The organism is Arthrobacter sp. 01T425 (assembly GCF_056398725.1).
The window spans coordinates 239,028-254,915 of sequence record NZ_JBFTPY010000003.1 but is presented as its reverse complement, the minus strand read 5'-3'; the positions used below and the strand labels follow the sequence as shown (position 1 = coordinate 254,915).

At 67.3% G+C, this 15,888-nt stretch carries 14 protein-coding genes; 10 read left to right on the top strand and 4 right to left on the bottom strand.

Going from position 1 to position 15,888, the window contains the following annotated elements; genetic code table 11:
* Positions 1-32: 32 nt before the first annotated feature.
* On the top strand, positions 33-776 hold the full coding sequence (locus AC1DNG_RS06465) for a DUF5998 family protein (RefSeq protein WP_223917079.1): 744 nt from the start codon (positions 33-35) through the stop codon (positions 774-776).
* 67 nt (positions 777-843) lie between these two features.
* Complete coding sequence (locus tag AC1DNG_RS06460) at positions 844-2,070, top strand: alkaline phosphatase family protein (RefSeq protein ID WP_476850477.1); 1,227 nt, start codon at positions 844-846, stop codon at positions 2,068-2,070.
* Between the two features lie 121 nt (positions 2,071-2,191).
* Here AC1DNG_RS06460 and sepH read toward each other — a convergent pair whose 3' ends face one another.
* Positions 2,192-3,619: a septation protein SepH gene (gene sepH, locus AC1DNG_RS06455; protein ID WP_476886943.1), complete on the bottom strand. Its 1,428-nt coding sequence runs from the start codon at positions 3,617-3,619 to the stop codon at positions 2,192-2,194.
* A 332-nt stretch (positions 3,620-3,951) separates the two neighbouring features.
* Between sepH and AC1DNG_RS06450 the strand changes: the two genes are divergently transcribed.
* Positions 3,952-4,251: a DUF4193 domain-containing protein gene (locus tag AC1DNG_RS06450; protein ID WP_018772415.1), complete on the top strand. Its 300-nt coding sequence runs from the start codon at positions 3,952-3,954 to the stop codon at positions 4,249-4,251.
* Positions 4,252-4,368: 117 nt separating this feature from the next.
* On the opposite strand, the gene AC1DNG_RS06445 is transcribed toward AC1DNG_RS06450, so the two are convergent.
* Positions 4,369-4,854, bottom strand: coding sequence for a DUF3093 domain-containing protein (locus tag AC1DNG_RS06445; RefSeq protein ID WP_223917074.1), 486 nt, complete (start codon positions 4,852-4,854; stop codon positions 4,369-4,371).
* A 183-nt stretch (positions 4,855-5,037) separates the two neighbouring features.
* Between AC1DNG_RS06445 and dut the strand changes: the two genes are divergently transcribed.
* The 4 genes from dut to AC1DNG_RS06425 all read left to right on the top strand — a co-directional run bounded on the left by dut (position 5,038) and on the right by AC1DNG_RS06425 (position 7,778).
* Complete coding sequence (dut, locus tag AC1DNG_RS06440; protein WP_230010969.1) at positions 5,038-5,556, top strand: dUTP diphosphatase; 519 nt, start codon at positions 5,038-5,040, stop codon at positions 5,554-5,556.
* Positions 5,557-5,738: 182 nt separating this feature from the next.
* The gene (locus tag AC1DNG_RS06435) at positions 5,739-6,485 is read left to right on the top strand and encodes a DUF3710 domain-containing protein (RefSeq protein ID WP_476886942.1); all 747 of its coding nucleotides are present in this window, start codon (positions 5,739-5,741) and stop codon (positions 6,483-6,485) included.
* A complete protein-coding gene (locus AC1DNG_RS06430) occupies positions 6,478-6,948 on the top strand; it encodes a hypothetical protein (protein ID WP_476850470.1) in 471 nt (156 codons plus the stop codon). The genes AC1DNG_RS06435 and AC1DNG_RS06430 overlap by 8 nt, the downstream gene beginning before the upstream one ends.
* The gene (locus AC1DNG_RS06425; protein ID WP_476886941.1) at positions 6,945-7,778 is read left to right on the top strand and encodes a DUF3159 domain-containing protein; all 834 of its coding nucleotides are present in this window, start codon (positions 6,945-6,947) and stop codon (positions 7,776-7,778) included. Before AC1DNG_RS06430 ends, AC1DNG_RS06425 begins: the two co-directional genes overlap by 4 nt.
* Positions 7,779-7,861: 83 nt before the next feature.
* Here the strand turns inward: AC1DNG_RS06425 and AC1DNG_RS06420 are convergent, their stop codons facing one another.
* Both AC1DNG_RS06420 and AC1DNG_RS06415 read right to left on the bottom strand, forming a co-directional pair.
* Entirely contained in the window at positions 7,862-8,605 is a 744-nt protein-coding gene (locus AC1DNG_RS06420; RefSeq protein WP_018772421.1) for a potassium channel family protein, read from the bottom strand.
* Entirely contained in the window at positions 8,606-9,277 is a 672-nt protein-coding gene (locus AC1DNG_RS06415; RefSeq protein ID WP_079553719.1) for a potassium channel family protein, read from the bottom strand.
* Positions 9,278-9,431: 154 nt separating this feature from the next.
* Here AC1DNG_RS06415 and AC1DNG_RS06410 point away from each other — a divergent pair, with 154 nt between their 5' ends.
* The 3 genes from AC1DNG_RS06410 to AC1DNG_RS06400 all read left to right on the top strand — a co-directional run bounded on the left by AC1DNG_RS06410 (position 9,432) and on the right by AC1DNG_RS06400 (position 15,839).
* Positions 9,432-11,408: an APC family permease gene (locus AC1DNG_RS06410; protein ID WP_476851489.1), complete on the top strand. Its 1,977-nt coding sequence runs from the start codon at positions 9,432-9,434 to the stop codon at positions 11,406-11,408.
* The gene (locus AC1DNG_RS06405; RefSeq protein ID WP_476886940.1) at positions 11,405-12,817 is read left to right on the top strand and encodes a class I SAM-dependent RNA methyltransferase; all 1,413 of its coding nucleotides are present in this window, start codon (positions 11,405-11,407) and stop codon (positions 12,815-12,817) included. Before AC1DNG_RS06410 ends, AC1DNG_RS06405 begins: the two co-directional genes overlap by 4 nt.
* 208 nt (positions 12,818-13,025) lie before the next feature.
* Positions 13,026-15,839 carry an aconitate hydratase gene (locus AC1DNG_RS06400; RefSeq protein ID WP_476886939.1) on the top strand — a complete coding sequence of 938 codons (2,814 nt, stop codon included), beginning with the start codon at positions 13,026-13,028 and terminating at the stop codon, positions 15,837-15,839.
* The last annotated feature ends 49 nt before the right edge of the window (positions 15,840-15,888 follow it).

Below are 15,888 nucleotides of genomic sequence, written 5' to 3'. Positions count from 1 at the left end.
AAGTCCCATGCTGATCTGTGAAAATGGAGACTATGAGCACCCAGCCTCCAGCACCCAAGCCCCTGGCGACCGCCCCCGCACGCCAGACCGCGCACCACCACGGCCTCCATGACCACAGTGCGCAGGGCCAGAGCCTGGAAGGGGCCCTCCAGCAGGCCGGTTTCTACCCCCGGCTCGTGGCCGACGTCGTCGCCGATGCCCTGGATGGCCGCGATTGCGTGGCCCACCTCGTACATCTCGAGACACACTTCGACCGGGCCGAGGTCCGCCGCCACATCACCGTCCTGGTGTTGACCGACGACATGTTGGTCATCACCCATGTCGACGACCAGCAGCTCGACGAGGCCGGCGAACAGACCGTCGCCCAGGTGTCCACCGAGTCCGTTCCCGTCACCCAGATCCGCTCCGTGGTCTTGAGCTATGTCTACGCCCAGCCGCAGGACTACAAGCCTTCCGACCCTGTCCGCGAGCTGACGTTGTCCATTGCATGGTCCGGCGGCCAGCGCCTCGACATGGGTCCGGCCAGCTGCGGGGACCCGCAGTGCGAGGCCGATCACGGCTACAGCGGCACCATTGCCCAGGAAGACATCGTCCTGCGCATCAGCGCCGAAGCGGACGGCCTGCAGGCCGTACAAGACGCCAAGCTCTTCGCCCGCGCCCTCCGCGCTGTGAACACCGGCTCCGCGGCGCCGGTCCCGCACAACGGGCCCGGGCTGCCGCCCCGACCGCGGATGGGCGTGTTCGGAAACCGCCTCAGCCGCGGCCACCAGCGCTGACATGGCCCATTTCCGTCAGCCTGAGCCCGCCGAAGATCAGCTGCCAGTCCCGGTATTGGCTCCCTCCCTGGCCGCCGGCGCCGCCGCGGCCGTTCCGCTGGCCGCCGGTGCTGGTCCGTCCCCGCTCCCGCCCGCCCCGGCGTTCGGACATCGTTCCATCGCCGAGGTGCTCACCAGCGCCGCCGCCAGCCTGGGAGTCCCGGGGTTTGAGAACAAACTGAACCTTCCGGCTGCCAAACGCGTGTGTGTGGTGCTGGCCGACGGGCTGGGCCGGAACCTGTTGAAGCAGAAGAGCGCCCACACCCCGTTCCTGCGTGCGGTCCAGCAGGCCGGCCAGGGCCAGGTGCCCGTGTCGCTGGACTCGGCGTTCCCGTCCACCACCGCGGCATCCCTCGCCAGCTTCGGCACCGGACTGTCGGCGGGCCAGCACGGCATGGTGGGCTATGACGTCCTGGATCCGGATCAGGACCGGGTAGTGAACATGCTGGGCAACTGGGACGCCGGCGTGGACCCGCGGACGTGGCAGCCGTTCCCCACCGTTTTCGAACGGGCCGCGGAACACGTCGATGTGACGACGGTCAGCCTGCCGCAGTTCAGCACCTCGGCCATGACCGAGGCCGCGCTCCGCGGAGGCCGCTTCCTCACCGGAACCACGTCGCACGCCCGGACCGAAGCGGCCGCCGAGGCCATGGCCGGCGCCGGTCCCTCGCTGATGTACTTCTATGTCAATGAGCTCGACAAGGCCGGGCACCGCCACGGCTGCCAGTCAGCCCAGTGGGAGCACCAGCTGGAAGAACTTGATGCCACGGTGCGCCGGCTCAACGCCACCCTGCCGGCCGGCACCACGGTGCTGCTGACGGCGGACCACGGAATGGTGGACGTGCCCGAATCGCAGCGGATCGACTACTCCGCGGAGCCGGCGCTGCTCGCCGGGGTGCGGCACACCGCCGGAGAGCCGCGCATGGTCCACCTCTACCTAGAGGATAGGACGGACGACGCCGCCCGCGGCCGCCTGCTGGCCAACTGGCGGTCCCGTTTCGGGGACAGAATATGGGCCTTTACCCGTGAGGAAGCGATCGCGGGCGGCCTGTTCGGCGACGTGAGGGCCGAGGCCGCCTTGCGGATTGGCGACGTCATGATCGCGGCCCGGGACGCGCTGGCGCTTTACGATACACGCAGGGTCCGGCCCACTGCCCTTGAGGTCGTGGGCCAGCACGGTTCCCTGACGAAAGCTGAGCGTGAAGTCCCGCTGCTCTATTTCCAGGCCGACGGTAAAAAAGCGCCCCGCGGCTGACGTTCCCAGCCTGAAATTCGGGACTGAAATCCCTGCCTGAAAATCGGGACGGAAATTCCTGCCTGAATTTCCTGCCTGAAATTCGGGACTGAAATCCCTGCCGGAAACGCGCGCCCGGCTCTTATTGGTCGTTGCGGGTTCCGAAGACGATTTCGTCCCAGCTCGGAACGCTGGAGCGCTTCGGCTTGGCCGGCTGGCGCTCGGGCTGGTCCGTTCCGGCTTCGTTCCGGGCAGCGGCGTGGGACTCGCGGTGCTGCCGCCGGGACGTTCCGCCTCCGATCAATTCATCCAGGCCCGGGCTCGCCGTCGGGCCGCTCTTAGGGGCCGGGCGCAGTTGCGAGGCCGCGATGGTGACTTCCCGGGTCTCGGTGCTGACGCCGTCGTGCAGTTTCAGGGCATCGTCCTCCTCCGGGAGGCGCGGTGCGAGGCTCAGCCGCGAGAGCATCGAGGGCCTGCCGTCGCGCCGTCGCGTGAAGGGGTCGGTTTCCGACGGGGCGGCCGCCTCCACTGCCGGAACGTCCGGCAGACCGGGGGTGATGAGGGCTGGATTGGTCTCGGCCGGGGCGGGATCGTTCTCCGCAGCCGATTCGGGGATGGCATCCGGCTCCACAGTTGCCGGAAGCCCGGGTGTTTCCGGGACCTCCGAGGGACGGGGGTGGGCCGCGGGGACGCCGGTGGTCAGGAGCGTGGCAAGGGCGTCGTCCGCGTCCTCGTCCACGCCGATCCGCTGGCCGCGGCGGGAACGCAGCATGTCCAGCAGCCCGTCGGCGTCTTGTTCCTGGTGGATCCTGTCCTGCTGGAGCAGCATCTGGTGAATAATGCTGTGCTGGCCGGTCGCTGTGCGGGCCGCGGCCTCGGCATCGGTTTCAAAGTCGAAGGGCCGGTCGGAGACGGCCGTAAGGCGCCGGGTCGGCACGGGGCCTTCGAGCGGCTCAAGTTCGCTCAGCTGCTGGGCCCAGCGGTTGGCGTTTTGCAGGGTCTTCCGGGCGGGGTGGAAGGTCCACAGGGCCGGCGGCTCCTCGCCGATTCCGGCCGGGCCGCCGGGCTTGGGCTCGAAGCGGGCCACCACGTTCCAGCTGCCGTCGGGACGTCGCCAGGAATCCCACTCCAGTGTTGAGGGCTCGACTCCGTAGGCCCTGAGCCGGTGCTCGACCATGTCGCTGAGGGACGCCGGGTTTTCACCGAACACCGACCGGTAGGCGTCGTGGCCCGGGGCGGGGGAGGCTACCTCCACCTTGCGGGCCTGCTGCGCGATGTACTCGCGTTCGGCCAGGACCGGGCCCTCGTAGCGCTGGACCTTCTCCAGCGGAATTCCGGACAGTTCCGCCACTTCGGCGGCGGTGGCCCCGTTGCGAATCCTGGTCTGGATGTCGCGCGGTGACATGGCAATAGGGGGTGCGGCCGCGCTGGACGCGGTCTTCGCCGACGCCCGGCTGGCTGCCACCCGAAGTGCTTCATCGATCGGCAGCTGGAACATCTCGCCGCCGGTGCCACTCAACAGGAGATGCTCTCCGTCGTCGTGGACGCCTACAAGCCGTAGATCCTGCATACAAATCCTCCACCCTGGCATTACTAACAATCGAAACTCTGCCACCAGCCGGACGCATTTCGGGTTAGGACGGCAGGCGCGCCGTGATTTTCCGCGACTTTACGCGACTTTCCGCCGGATTTTGCCGGTCTGCGGGAGAGATCGGGGCGAGGAGACCGGTGGGCTCTGGCATTCGGGAGGCGCTTAAGCAAAAATGACCCGACACCGGGCACAAAAACCGCATGTCCGGCGTTACAACGGTGAACCGTTCCCGGAGCCCAGGGTTACCATCCCGGCGGGCCACCCAGGAACGGCAAATCAATCGAACGAATGCGGAGTGTGAGCAACAAATAATGGCGACTGATTACGATGCGCCGCGTAAGACCGAAGAAGACCTCAGCGAGGATTCGATTGAGGCTCTGAAGGCGCGGCGTACGGAGAAGCCTTCCGCCGTGGTGGATGAAGATGAGTCCGACCTCGCCGAAGGCTACGAACTTCCCGGCGCAGACCTGTCCGGGGAGGAACTGCTGGTCCGGGTCCTGCCCGCCCAGGCTGACGAATTCACGTGTGCCTCCTGCTTCCTCGTCCGCCACCGTTCGCAGATTGCCCGCGAAAAGGACGGCCTTAAGTACTGCAAGGATTGCGAGGGCTAGGCACGCGGCAGCCCTGACCAGGACCCCCGATCCCGGGCCCGCATTTCGGGACCGGGGAGGAGGCGACGTGAGGTGCCCTCCGGGACTTGGGGAGAGCCGTGCAGGGGGCGGTGGGAACTAAGCGTTGAGCGCGGCGATCAGTTGCTCCGGGTGGCGGCTGGACGCCAGCCAGTACGGCGTGCGGTCCGAGGGGTCCTCGATCTCGATCCGGACCACCGGATCCACCCAGCCGCGGATACACAGGAACGCCAGCCCATTGAGCCGGGTGCCCCGCTCCGCCGTCGCTTCTTTGCCCCGGAACGCCGTGGCCTTGCCCAGGAATCCGCGTTCAATCGTGGCCCTGCCCACCTTCAGGGTGGTCCTCGTGACCGTGATTGACGGCGTGGACAGGACCAGCAGCACGGAGATGATGACGAAGAGCACGATCGCTGCGGTGATACCGGCCCAGATGCTGATGGGCGCCAGCATGAGGATCCCGGCGCTGGAGAACCCCGCCGCGACCAGCCAGATCCAGAAGTTCGGCCAAAGCTTCTCGGAGTAAAGGGCAGTGGAGTCGCGCGGGGCGCTCTTCGGGGCAGGCGCGGCTGCGCTGGATTCGGGCATAAGCACAGCTTTTCATCTTTCCCGGGCTATTTCACCTCGGCCCCGCCCGGCTCCAGCCCTGGATCAACCCGGAACAACCCGGATCAACCCGCATCCACCGCGCACCAGTCCCGCGGGCGGCGTGCCCGGGCAGGCCAGCGGCGGCTAGGACGATGTTCCTTGCGGGCGTTAGAGTGAGGGACTGTGACTGAAGAAAACACCGCCGTCGCCAGTGCCGCACCGACGGCCAGCGACGCAGCCTACGGAACGCCCACCTTGACGGTACAACTGAAAATGCTCGACGACGGGCTCGAGCCGCCGTCGTACGCGCACCCGGGCGACGCTGGCGCTGACCTTCGCGCCCGCGAGGACGTCGTCCTCGCGCCGGGGGAGCGCCGCCTCGTCCCGACAGGCGTCTCGATTGCGCTCCCGGATGGATTCGTTGCGCTGATCCACCCCCGGTCCGGCCTCGCCACCAAGCACGGACTCACGGTGGTGAACGCCCCGGGGACAGTGGACGCCGGCTACCGCGGTGAAATCGCGGTGACACTGCTCAATACGGACCGGGACGAGGCGATTGAGCTCCGCCGCGGCGATAGAATTGCACAAATGGTCATTCAGCGCGTGGAGTACGCCAGGTTCCTCCCGGTCGAGGAGCTCGACGGCTCCGTCCGCGGCGGGGGAGGCTTCGGCTCCACCGGCGGTTTCGGCGGACCGGCCTGAGCGCAGGCCCCGGCAACACCACGGGAGTCAACTGCGTTTAAGCAGTGCCGCAGGCACTGCAGCACATGCAGGCAATGATGCACGAAATAAGGAGCCGGCCGCGGGGTAGCGGGCGGCCACGCGGACAGGCGCCAGGACGGCGCCGGGCGGCGGTACAGGATCACAACTGAAGGAGACACCCCATGGTTTTTGGGCGCGGCAGGAAAGCCAAACAGGAGCAGCCGACCGGGGCCGATACGGACCAGAACGCTGTGGCCACAGAAGCTGCTGGTGACGCCCCCGCGACACCGGCCGGGAACGTTGCCGAAACCGCCGGCCGGGCCGCGACGGGGCCCTTCGACGTCGCGGAAATCGACGACCAGGACGGGTACGTGGACCTCGGTGCGCTGCTGATCGCGCCCCGCGAGGGACTCCAGCTCCGCTTGGAGGTTGAAGAGGCGAGCCAGCGCGTCGTCGCCGTCACCATGGACCTGGAGGGCTCGAGCCTTCAGCTGCAGGCCTTCGCCGCCCCTCGCTCCGAGGGCCTGTGGGATGAAATCCGTGAGCAGATCGGGCAGTCGGTCGGCAGCCAGGGCGGCCAGGTCGAGGAAGTCGAGGGCAGCTTCGGCACCGAACTCGTGGCGAAGCTTCCCGCCGGCGGCGCGGACGGCAGCCAGGGCTACCGCGTGGCCCGCTTCATCGGCGTCGATGGCCCGCGCTGGTTCCTCCGCGGAGTCTTCGGCGGCGAGGCAGCCCTTGACCGCGACGCGGCGGCCGGGCTGGAGGGGCTCTTCCGGAAGATCGTCGTGGTCCGCGGCGAGAACCCCATGCCGCCGCGTGACCTGCTGCAGCTGCGCCTGCCCAAGGACACCGCCGCTGCACCGTCGCCGCAGGCGGCCCCGGAATTCGAACAGCCCGAACGCGGACCGGAGATAACCCAGATTGGCTGATGCCGCCGGCAAAAAATCCACCGCCGCCATGTCCGTCCGGGACTTGCCGGACCGCGGGCGGGTGCTGTGCCACGGCTTCATCGAGTCCGTCACGTACGTGCCCGCCAACCAGGTGGCCTCCTTCATTGCGATCCTGATCGATCACGACGTTCCTGCGCCCGTCAGCCGTTTCCCGGGATTCGGTGTCAAAGCCGGCTCCGGTGCCGGGACGGCCAGCAGCCTGCCGGCCAGCACCCTGCCGGCCAGCGGCGTGTCCACCCACCGGGTGCGCCCCGGCGCTCAGCGCCAGCGGCCGGCCGGTCCCAAGGAGCGGCTGCGCGTTGTATGGCTGGGCCGGCGCCGGATCCCTGGCGTCGACGCCGGAACGGAGCTCCGGCTCGAGGGCATGGTCACCATCCGCGACGGGCTGCCCACGATCTTCAACCCACGCTACGAAATACTCTCCCGCCAGGAGGAGCAATGACCTTGCCCGAACACCCCGAGCGGGACCGCCCGGAGCGGCCTCAACAAGACACCGACCGGCACGAGCCGGCGGAATCCGCGGACGGCGGCCGGGACATTTCCGCACCCGTGACCTCCGAGCCCACAACCGCCCAGCCCACAACCGCCGCGCCCACCGTCGCCCAGCTTGCCGGGGACTACGCGGCCAAGGCCGGCCTGCACCGGTCGAGCAACGGCAACATCGACGTGCTGAAAAGCGCCGGCGGCATCCAGGGCATCGCCGAGAGCATCCTCCCGGGCCTGGTCTTCCTGATTGCCTTCACCATCGACCGGGAAAACCTGGCCATGGCCGTCACGGCCTCTCTGGCGGTGGCCGCCGTCTTCACCGTGGCCCGGCTGGTTCAGCGCAAACCACTGACGCAGGCTCTGGCCGGCTTCATCGGCGTCGGCCTCTCCGCCTGGCTGGCCACCTCGACCGGCAAAGCAGAGAACTTCTACGTCCTGGGGTTCTTCACCAACGTCGGCTACATCCTGGCAATGTCGATCTCTGTGGCCGTGCGCTGGCCGATCGCCGGCCTGCTCTTCGGCTTCATCCGCAACGAGGGCCTGGAATGGCGCAAGGACCCGAAACGGATCAGGGCGTACAGCATCGGCACCTGGGTGATCGTTGCCGTGCTGGTCCTGCGGCTCGTGGTGCAGGTTCCGCTCTACTTCATGGGCGAGCAGGGCCTCGCCGCCCTCGCCACCACCAGGCTCATCATGGGCGCCCCGCTGTACATCCTCGGCATCTGGATTGCCTGGCTGATCACCCGGCCGGCCCCGGTGCCCGCCGCAGCCCCAGAGGCCAACTGACCCGTTGCGCTATCAGATATGGCCGTTCCCAGACTTCGGGAACGGCCATATCTGATAGCGCAACTATTGGGAGCGGAACTGCTCTAGCCGTCGAAGCCGTCGTCCCCGGCCGGCTGGGTGCCGTGGCCGTGCTGGTCCGAGGTCACCGGGTGCTGGTCCTCCAGCGGGGATTCGGGCGCCAGCAGGGCGCGGAGGTCGTCCTCGGCCGCGATCGTGGTGACAAAGAACAGTTCGTCGCCGCCGTCGATCACGTCGTCGCGGCTCGGCGTGATGGGCGCCTGGTCCCGCAGGATCGCGACGAGGGTGGCGTCCTCGGGCCACTGGACATCGCCCACGGTCAGCCCGATCACATGCGAGTCGTGCGGGACCGTGAACTCCACCAGCGAGGACACCCCGGTCTGCAGTGTCAGCAGCCGCACCAGGTCGCCGATCTCCACCGCCTCCTCCACCAGCGCGGTCATCAGCTGCGGGGTGTTGACCGCGACGTCGACGCCCCAGGAGTCGTCGAACATCCAGTCGTTCTTGGGGTTGTTGACCCGGCCGACGGTACGCCCGACACCGAATTCCGTCTTCGCCAGCAGCGAGACCACCAGGTTGACCTTGTCGTCACCGGTGGCGGAGACCACGACGTCGGCGTCCTCGAGTTTGGCGTCCTGCAGCGTGCTCAGCTCGCAGGCATCACCGACCAGCCAGTGGGCTCCGCGCAGCCCGCTCCGGCCGATCACCTCCGGCTTCTCGTCGATCAGCAGGATTTCGTGCTTATGGGCCAACAACTCGCGGGCGATCGAGGACCCGACGCTTCCGGCACCGACGATGACGACTTTCACTCAGGACTCCTTGGCGGGGGATTTGGCGAGAATGTGGCCGATCTCGGAACTCCGGTCCACGTTCAGCATGGCGTGGACAGTGTCGCCGTCCTGATAAGACGTGGCGGCAGCGGGCAGCATGCCCTCACCGAACCGGGTCAGATACGCGATCCGGATGCCGGCCGCCTTCTCGATCGAGGAGATCGGGTGCCCGATCCAGTCGGGGTTGAGGTCAACCTCCGCGAGCACCAGCCGGCCCGAGGGCTCCCGGAAGTCACCGGCGATGTGCTGTTCGGGCAGGATGCGGCGCAGCACCTGGTCGGCGCTCCAGCGGACCGCGGCGACCGTGGGAATGCCGAGGCGCTGGTAGATTTCGGCGCGGCCCGGGTCATAGATCCTGGCCACCACATGGGGCACGTGGAAGGTCTCCCGCGCCACCCGGGTGGCGAGGATGTTGGAGTTGTCGCCGCTGGAAACCGCCGCGAAGGCATAGGCCTCCTCGACGCCGGCGCGCTTCATCGTCTCGCGGTCGAACCCGACCCCCGTGACCTTCCGTCCGGAAAATCCTGTGCGGAGCCGCCGGAAGGCGCGGTCATCCTGGTCGATGATGGCCACCGAATGCCCGGCGTCCTCGAGCGTGTGTGCCAGGGTTGCCCCGACACGGCCACAACCCATGATCACGAAGTGCGCCACATGGGCCTCCTCTTGGTTCTGCGTCTGATACTGCGTAAAACTCTACCGGCCACGCGGTCCCGGAAGGCCACGGGCACGGGGCGCCGGCTGGCGCCCTTGCGCACGCCGACTTCGCCGTCATGACATCGCGTCCGAATCAGACTAGCTTTGTGTGGTGCTGACAATTTTCAATGCCGTGAAGCGGGTGCTGGTAGGCAAGCCCTTCCGGAACGACCGTCTGGCCCACACGCTCTTGCCGAAGCGGATCGCGCTGCCCATTTTCGCCTCGGATGCATTGTCCTCCGTGGCCTATGCCCCTGACGAAATCCTCCTGACCCTGGCCATCGCCGGCGTGAGCGCGGTCGCCGTCGCCCCGTGGGTGGGCCTCGCCGTCATGGTGGTGCTCCTGACCGTGGTGGCCTCCTACCGCCAGAACGTCCACGCCTACCCCTCCGGCGGCGGCGACTACGAGATCGCCAACGTCAACCTCGGCAAATTTGCCGGCCTCACCGTGGCCTCGGCGCTGCTGGTCGACTATGTGCTGACCGTGGCCGTGTCCATGTCCTCGGCCGCGACGTACCTGACCACCGCCGTGCCCTCGCTGCACGGACAGCAGGCGGCGATTGCCACGATCGGCGTCATCATCCTGGCCCTGGTGAACCTGCGCGGCATCAAAGAGGCGGGCAGTGTCTTCGCCGTCCCGACCTACATCTTCATGGCCTCCATCCTGGGCATGACCGCCGTCGGGATCTTCCAGGCCGCGACAGGCCAGCTGGGGCAGGCACCGTCGGCGGCGTTCGAGATTGTGCCGGAGCCGGGCTTCGATGAGGGACTTGTCGGCCTGGCCGGCGCGTTCCTGCTGCTGCGTGCCTTCTCCTCCGGCGCGGCGGCGCTGACCGGCGTCGAGGCCATCAGCAATGGTGTGCCCAACTTCCAGAAGCCCAAGAGCAAGAACGCGGCCACCACACTGCTCCTGCTTGGCGTGATTGCCTCCGCCATGCTGGCGGGCATCATCTACCTGGCCAACGCCACCAAGGTGCACATCGTGCTGGACCCGGCGACGGAATTCCTCCTGAACGGCAAACCGCTGGAAGAGGGGTACATCCAGAACCCGGCCATCAGCCAGATCGCGCAGACAGTTTTCGGCGAGGGGTCCATCCCGTTCTACATCGTGGTGGCCGCCACCGGCGTCATCCTCGTGTTCGCCTCCAACACGGCGTTCAACGGTTTTCCGGTGCTCGGCTCGATCCTGGCACAGGACGGCTACCTGCCGCGCCAGCTGCGGACCCGTGGCGACCGGCTGGCCTTCAGCAACGGTGTCCTGGCCCTGGCGGCCGGCGCCCTGGTGCTGATCATCGCCTTCAACGCCGACGTCACAAAGCTCATCCAGCTCTACATCGTGGGCGTCTTCATCTCCTTCACGATGAGCCAGCTGGGCATGATCCGGCACTGGGGACGGGAGCTGAAGCTTTCCAAGGAACCTGCCGTGCGGTTGCGCATCATCAAGTCCCGGACCATAAACACGGTGGGCTTTTGCATGACCGCCCTGGTCTTGGTGATTGTCCTGATCACCAAGTTCTCGCAGGGCGCCTGGATCGCGCTGCTGGCCATGTTCGTGCTGTTCCTGATCATGTGGAGCATCCGGGCGCATTATGACAACGTGGCCAAGGAACTCGCCGTGGACGAGGACTCCTCGCCGCGCGCGCTGCCCACCCGGGTGCACGCCGTGCTGCTCGTCTCGCACGTGCGCAAGCCGGTGTTGCGCGCCCTCGCCTACGCCCGGGCCTCCCGCCCGTCGCGGCTGGACGCCATTACCGTGGACATCAGCTCCGAGGAGACCGAGGCGACTGTTGCGGACTGGGAGAAGCTCGAAATCCCTGTGCCGCTGACCGTCCTTGCCAGCCCGTTCCGCGAAACGGTGACTCCGATCATGGACTACATCAAGAGCATGCGCCGGGATTCGCCGCGCGACCTGATCGTGGTCTACATCCCGGAGTACGTCGTGGGCAAATGGTGGGAGCAACTGGTCCACAACCAGACCGCGCTGCGCATCAAAACCCGGCTGCACTTCGAGCCCGGGGTCATGGTGTGCAGTGTGCCGTGGCAGCTGAAATCGTCCGAAGAAGCCAAGAAACTGCAGGATATCCAATGACCCCCGACACCCGGACGCACACCCACACCGAGACCCGCACCGAGCTGACGCTCGACGTCGGACCCGTCGCCCACGGCGGCCACTGTGTGGCCCGGCACGAGGGACGCGTCATCTTCGTCCGGCACGGGATTCCCGGCGAAAAGGTCCGCGTCCGGCTCACCGACGACGGCCCGGCCGCGAAATTCTGGCGCGCCGATGTGGTGGAGGTCCTGGAGGCCTCCCCGGACAGAGTGCCGCACTTCTGGGATCTCGCCGATTCCGCACGTTCCTGGTCGCACCGGCACCCGCCCGTCGGCGGCGCCGAACTCGGCCACATCTCCCTGGCGCGCCAGCGCAGCCTCAAGGCCGAGGTCCTGGCCGAACAACTCAAGCGGCTGGCCGGCGTCGAACTTGCGCCGGCGGAGCAGATCACAGTCGAGGCCGTCGGCGAGGCGGCAGGCGCCGGCGCAGGCGCGCCGGAGGATGCCGGCAGTGCGGGGGAGTCCGCCGCGTCCGGCCTGGGCTGGCGCACGCGCGCCGGCTTCGCCGTGACACAGGCCGGCAAGCTCGGCATGCACGCCCACCGCTCCGATGCCATCCTGCCCGTGCGCGAGATGCCGCTGGCCGTGGACGGAATCAACGCGCTCCGGCTCTGGGACATCGACCTGCAGGGCATCGACCGGATCGAGGTTGCCGCCCCGGCGAACGGCTCCCGGCCGCTGGTGCTGCTGGTGCCAGCCCCGGGCACCCGGTCCAAGCGGCTCAGCGGCATCCTGGCCCAGCTGCCCGACGACGTCTCGGTCGCCAGCCTGGACCCGGCCACCGGCGAGGTGCTGCAGCTGCGCGGCCGCACCTACGTCCAGGAGTCGGCCGCGGGCCACGAGTACCGGGTTACCGGCGACGGCTTCTGGCAGATCCACCGGGATGCCCCGGAGACACTCGTCGGCGCCGTCACCAACTTCCTGCACGACGGCGGCTACCTCGCGCCGGGCTCGGTGGTGGCGGACCTGTACGCCGGGGCCGGGCTGTTCACGGCACCGCTGGCTGATGCCGTGGGCGTGACCGGATCCGTGCTCTCGGTCGAGGGAGCACCCGGAACCAGCCGCGATGCACGCAAGAACCTGCACGACGCCGCCCAGGTCGAGATCGTCCAGGGCCGTGTGGAGCGCGTGCTGCGGCAGAAACCGCGCAACTTCGACGCCCTGATCCTGGACCCGCCACGCGCAGGTGCCGGTAAGGCGGTAGTCAAACAGCTGATCGACGCCGGTCCCCGGGCCGTAGCCTACGTCTCCTGCGATCCGGCCTCGTTCGCCCGCGACCTGGGCTATTTCCGGCAGGGCGGCTGGGGCCTGGCCGGGCTGCGAGCCTTCGACCTGTACCCGCACACCCACCACATGGAGACTGTGGCGTTGCTGACTCCTCAACCGTGATGCCACTAGGATGGGCGTAGTAGTCCGTCGTCGCGCTCCATCACCGCTGCTTTTAATTTGACTGGTGTTGATGTAACGGCCGTTCCCTGCGTTTCTTACCTGCATTGCGTACCGCGTTGTACTGATGCCTGTATTAGTTAGGCCGCCCTAACTAGCAAGGGTCCTGCGGCGCGACAAAGATGAAACTGTTGCGAGAGGAGTCCTGCGAATGAGCATTGTGGACAGTTTCGGTTCAAAAGGCAAACTTAATGTAGCCGGAACCGAATATGAAATTTTCCGGTTGAACTCCGTCGAAGGTGCAGAGAACCTTCCGTTCAGCCTCAAGGTATTGCTTGAAAACCTGTTGAGGACCGAGGACGGTGCCAACATCACGGCCGACCACGTCCGTGCGCTGGCAGGCTGGGATCCCAGCGCCGAGCCCGACACCGAGATCCAGTTCACGCCGGCGCGTGTGATCATGCAGGACTTCACCGGCGTGCCCTGCGTCGTTGACCTCGCCACCATGCGTGAGGCCGTCAAGGAGCTCGGCGGCGACCCGAAGCGGGTCAACCCCTTGGCGCCGGCCGAAATGGTCATTGACCACTCGGTCCAGATTGACGCCTTCGGCAACTCCGGCGCACTGGAGCGCAACATGGAGATCGAATACCAGCGCAACGGTGAGCGTTACCAGTTCCTGCGCTGGGGCCAGACTGCATTTGACGACTTCAAGGTCGTCCCGCCGGGCACCGGCATTGTGCACCAGGTCAACATCGAGTACCTGGCCCGCACCGTTATGACCCGTGAAGTCGACGGCGTTGTCCGCGCTTACCCGGACACCTGCGTCGGCACTGACTCGCACACCACCATGGTCAACGGCCTGGGCGTGCTGGGCTGGGGCGTTGGCGGCATCGAGGCCGAGGCTGCCATGCTCGGCCAGCCCGTGTCCATGCTCATCCCGCGCGTCGTGGGCTTCAAGCTCACCGGCTCCATCCCGGCCGGCGCCACCGCCACCGACGTCGTCCTGACCATCACCGAGCAGCTGCGCAAGCACGGTGTGGTCGGCAAGTTCGTCGAGTTCTACGGTGAAGGCGTCGCGGCTGTGCCGCTGGCCAACCGTGCAACGATCGGCAACATGAGCCCGGAGTTCGGCTCCACCGCCGCGATGTTCCCGATCGACGACGTCACCCTCGACTACCTGCGCCTCACCGGCCGGTCCGACGAGAACGTCGCCCTCGTGGAGTCCTACGCGAAGGAACAGGGCCTCTGGCACGATCCCTCCCGCGAGATCAAGTTCTCCGAGTACCTCGAGCTGGACCTGTCGACGGTTGTTCCGTCGATCTCCGGCCCGAAGCGCCCGCAGGACCGCATCATCCTCACCGAGTCCAAGGCCCAGTTCCGCGAGGACCTGCGCAACTACGTGAAGGAAGACCTGGCCGGCGGAAGCCTGGACGAAGCGATCGACGAAAGCTTCCCGGCTTCGGACTCGCCCTCGTTCACCGCCTCAGCGTCGCACCTGAGTGACGTGGCCCCGCACGCGCATGGCCCGAAGTCCAACGGCCGCCCGTCCAACACGGTCAGCGTCAAGACCGCGGACGGACGCGAGTTCGAGCTGGACCACGGCGCAGTGTCGATCGCCTCGATCACCTCCTGCACCAACACGTCCAACCCGTCCGTGATGCTGGCCGCCGCACTGCTGGCCCGCAACGCCGTCGACAAGGGCCTGACGTCCAAGCCGTGGGTCAAGACCTCCGTGGCTCCCGGCTCCAAGGTAGTCACCGACTACTACAACAAGTCGGGCCTGACCCCTTACCTGGAGAAGCTCGGCTTCTACATCGTGGGCTACGGCTGCGCCACCTGCATCGGCAACTCCGGTCCGCTCGACGCCGAGATCTCCGAGGCCATCCAGGCCAACGATCTCTCCGTCACCGCCGTGCTGTCCGGCAACCGCAACTTCGAAGGCCGGATCAACCCGGACGTAAAGATGAACTACCTGGCCTCCCCGCCGCTGGTCATCGCCTACGCCCTTGCCGGCACCATGGACTTCGACTTCGACAACGACGCCCTGGGCCAGGACGAGGCCGGCAACGACGTCTTCCTGAAGGACATCTGGCCGAACCCGGTTGAGGTCCAGCAGGTCATCGATTCCTCGATCGACAAGGAAATGTTTGCCCGCGGCTACGAAGGCGTCTTTGAGGGTGACGATCGCTGGAAGGCGCTCGACACCCCCGCCGGCGACACCTTCGCCTGGGACGAGAAGTCCACGTACGTCCGTAAGCCCCCGTACTTCGAGGGCATGAAGGCCCAGCCGGAGCCGGTCCAGAACATCACCGGTGCGCGCGTGCTGCTCAAGCTCGGCGACTCCGTCACCACGGACCACATCTCCCCGGCCGGTTCCTTCAAGTCGGACACCCCGGCCGGCCAGTACCTGCTGGCCAACGGTGTGGAGCGCAAGGACTTCAACTCCTACGGCTCACGCCGTGGCAACCACGAGGTCATGATCCGCGGCACGTTCGCGAACATCCGCATCAAGAACCAGCTCCTGGACGGCGTGGAGGGCGGCTTCACCCGCGACTTCACCCAGGCCGACGGCCCGCAGGCCTACGTCTACGACGCTGCACAGAACTACCAGGCTGCCGGCACCGCGCTGGTGGTCCTGGCAGGCAAGGAGTACGGCTCGGGTTCGTCCCGTGACTGGGCCGCCAAGGGCACCGCGCTCCTGGGCGTCAAGGCTGTCGTTGCCGAGAGCTACGAGCGCATCCACCGCTCCAACCTGATCGGCATGGGTGTCCTCCCGCTGCAGTACCCGGCCGGCCAGAACGCCGCCAGCCTGGGCCTGACCGGTACGGAAACCTACGCAGTTGAGGGCGTCACCGCCCTGAACGACGGCACCACGCCGAAGACCCTCAAGGTCACGGCCACCGCTGAAGACGGTTCCGTCACGTCCTTCGACGCCGTGCTGCGCATCGATACCCCGGGCGAGGCGGACTACTACCGCAACGGCGGCATCCTGCAGTACGTCCTGCGCCAGATCTCCGCGCACTAGCGGAGCTGCCGGGCACGCTCCGGTAACGCATGCAAAGGCCCCGGCCGGT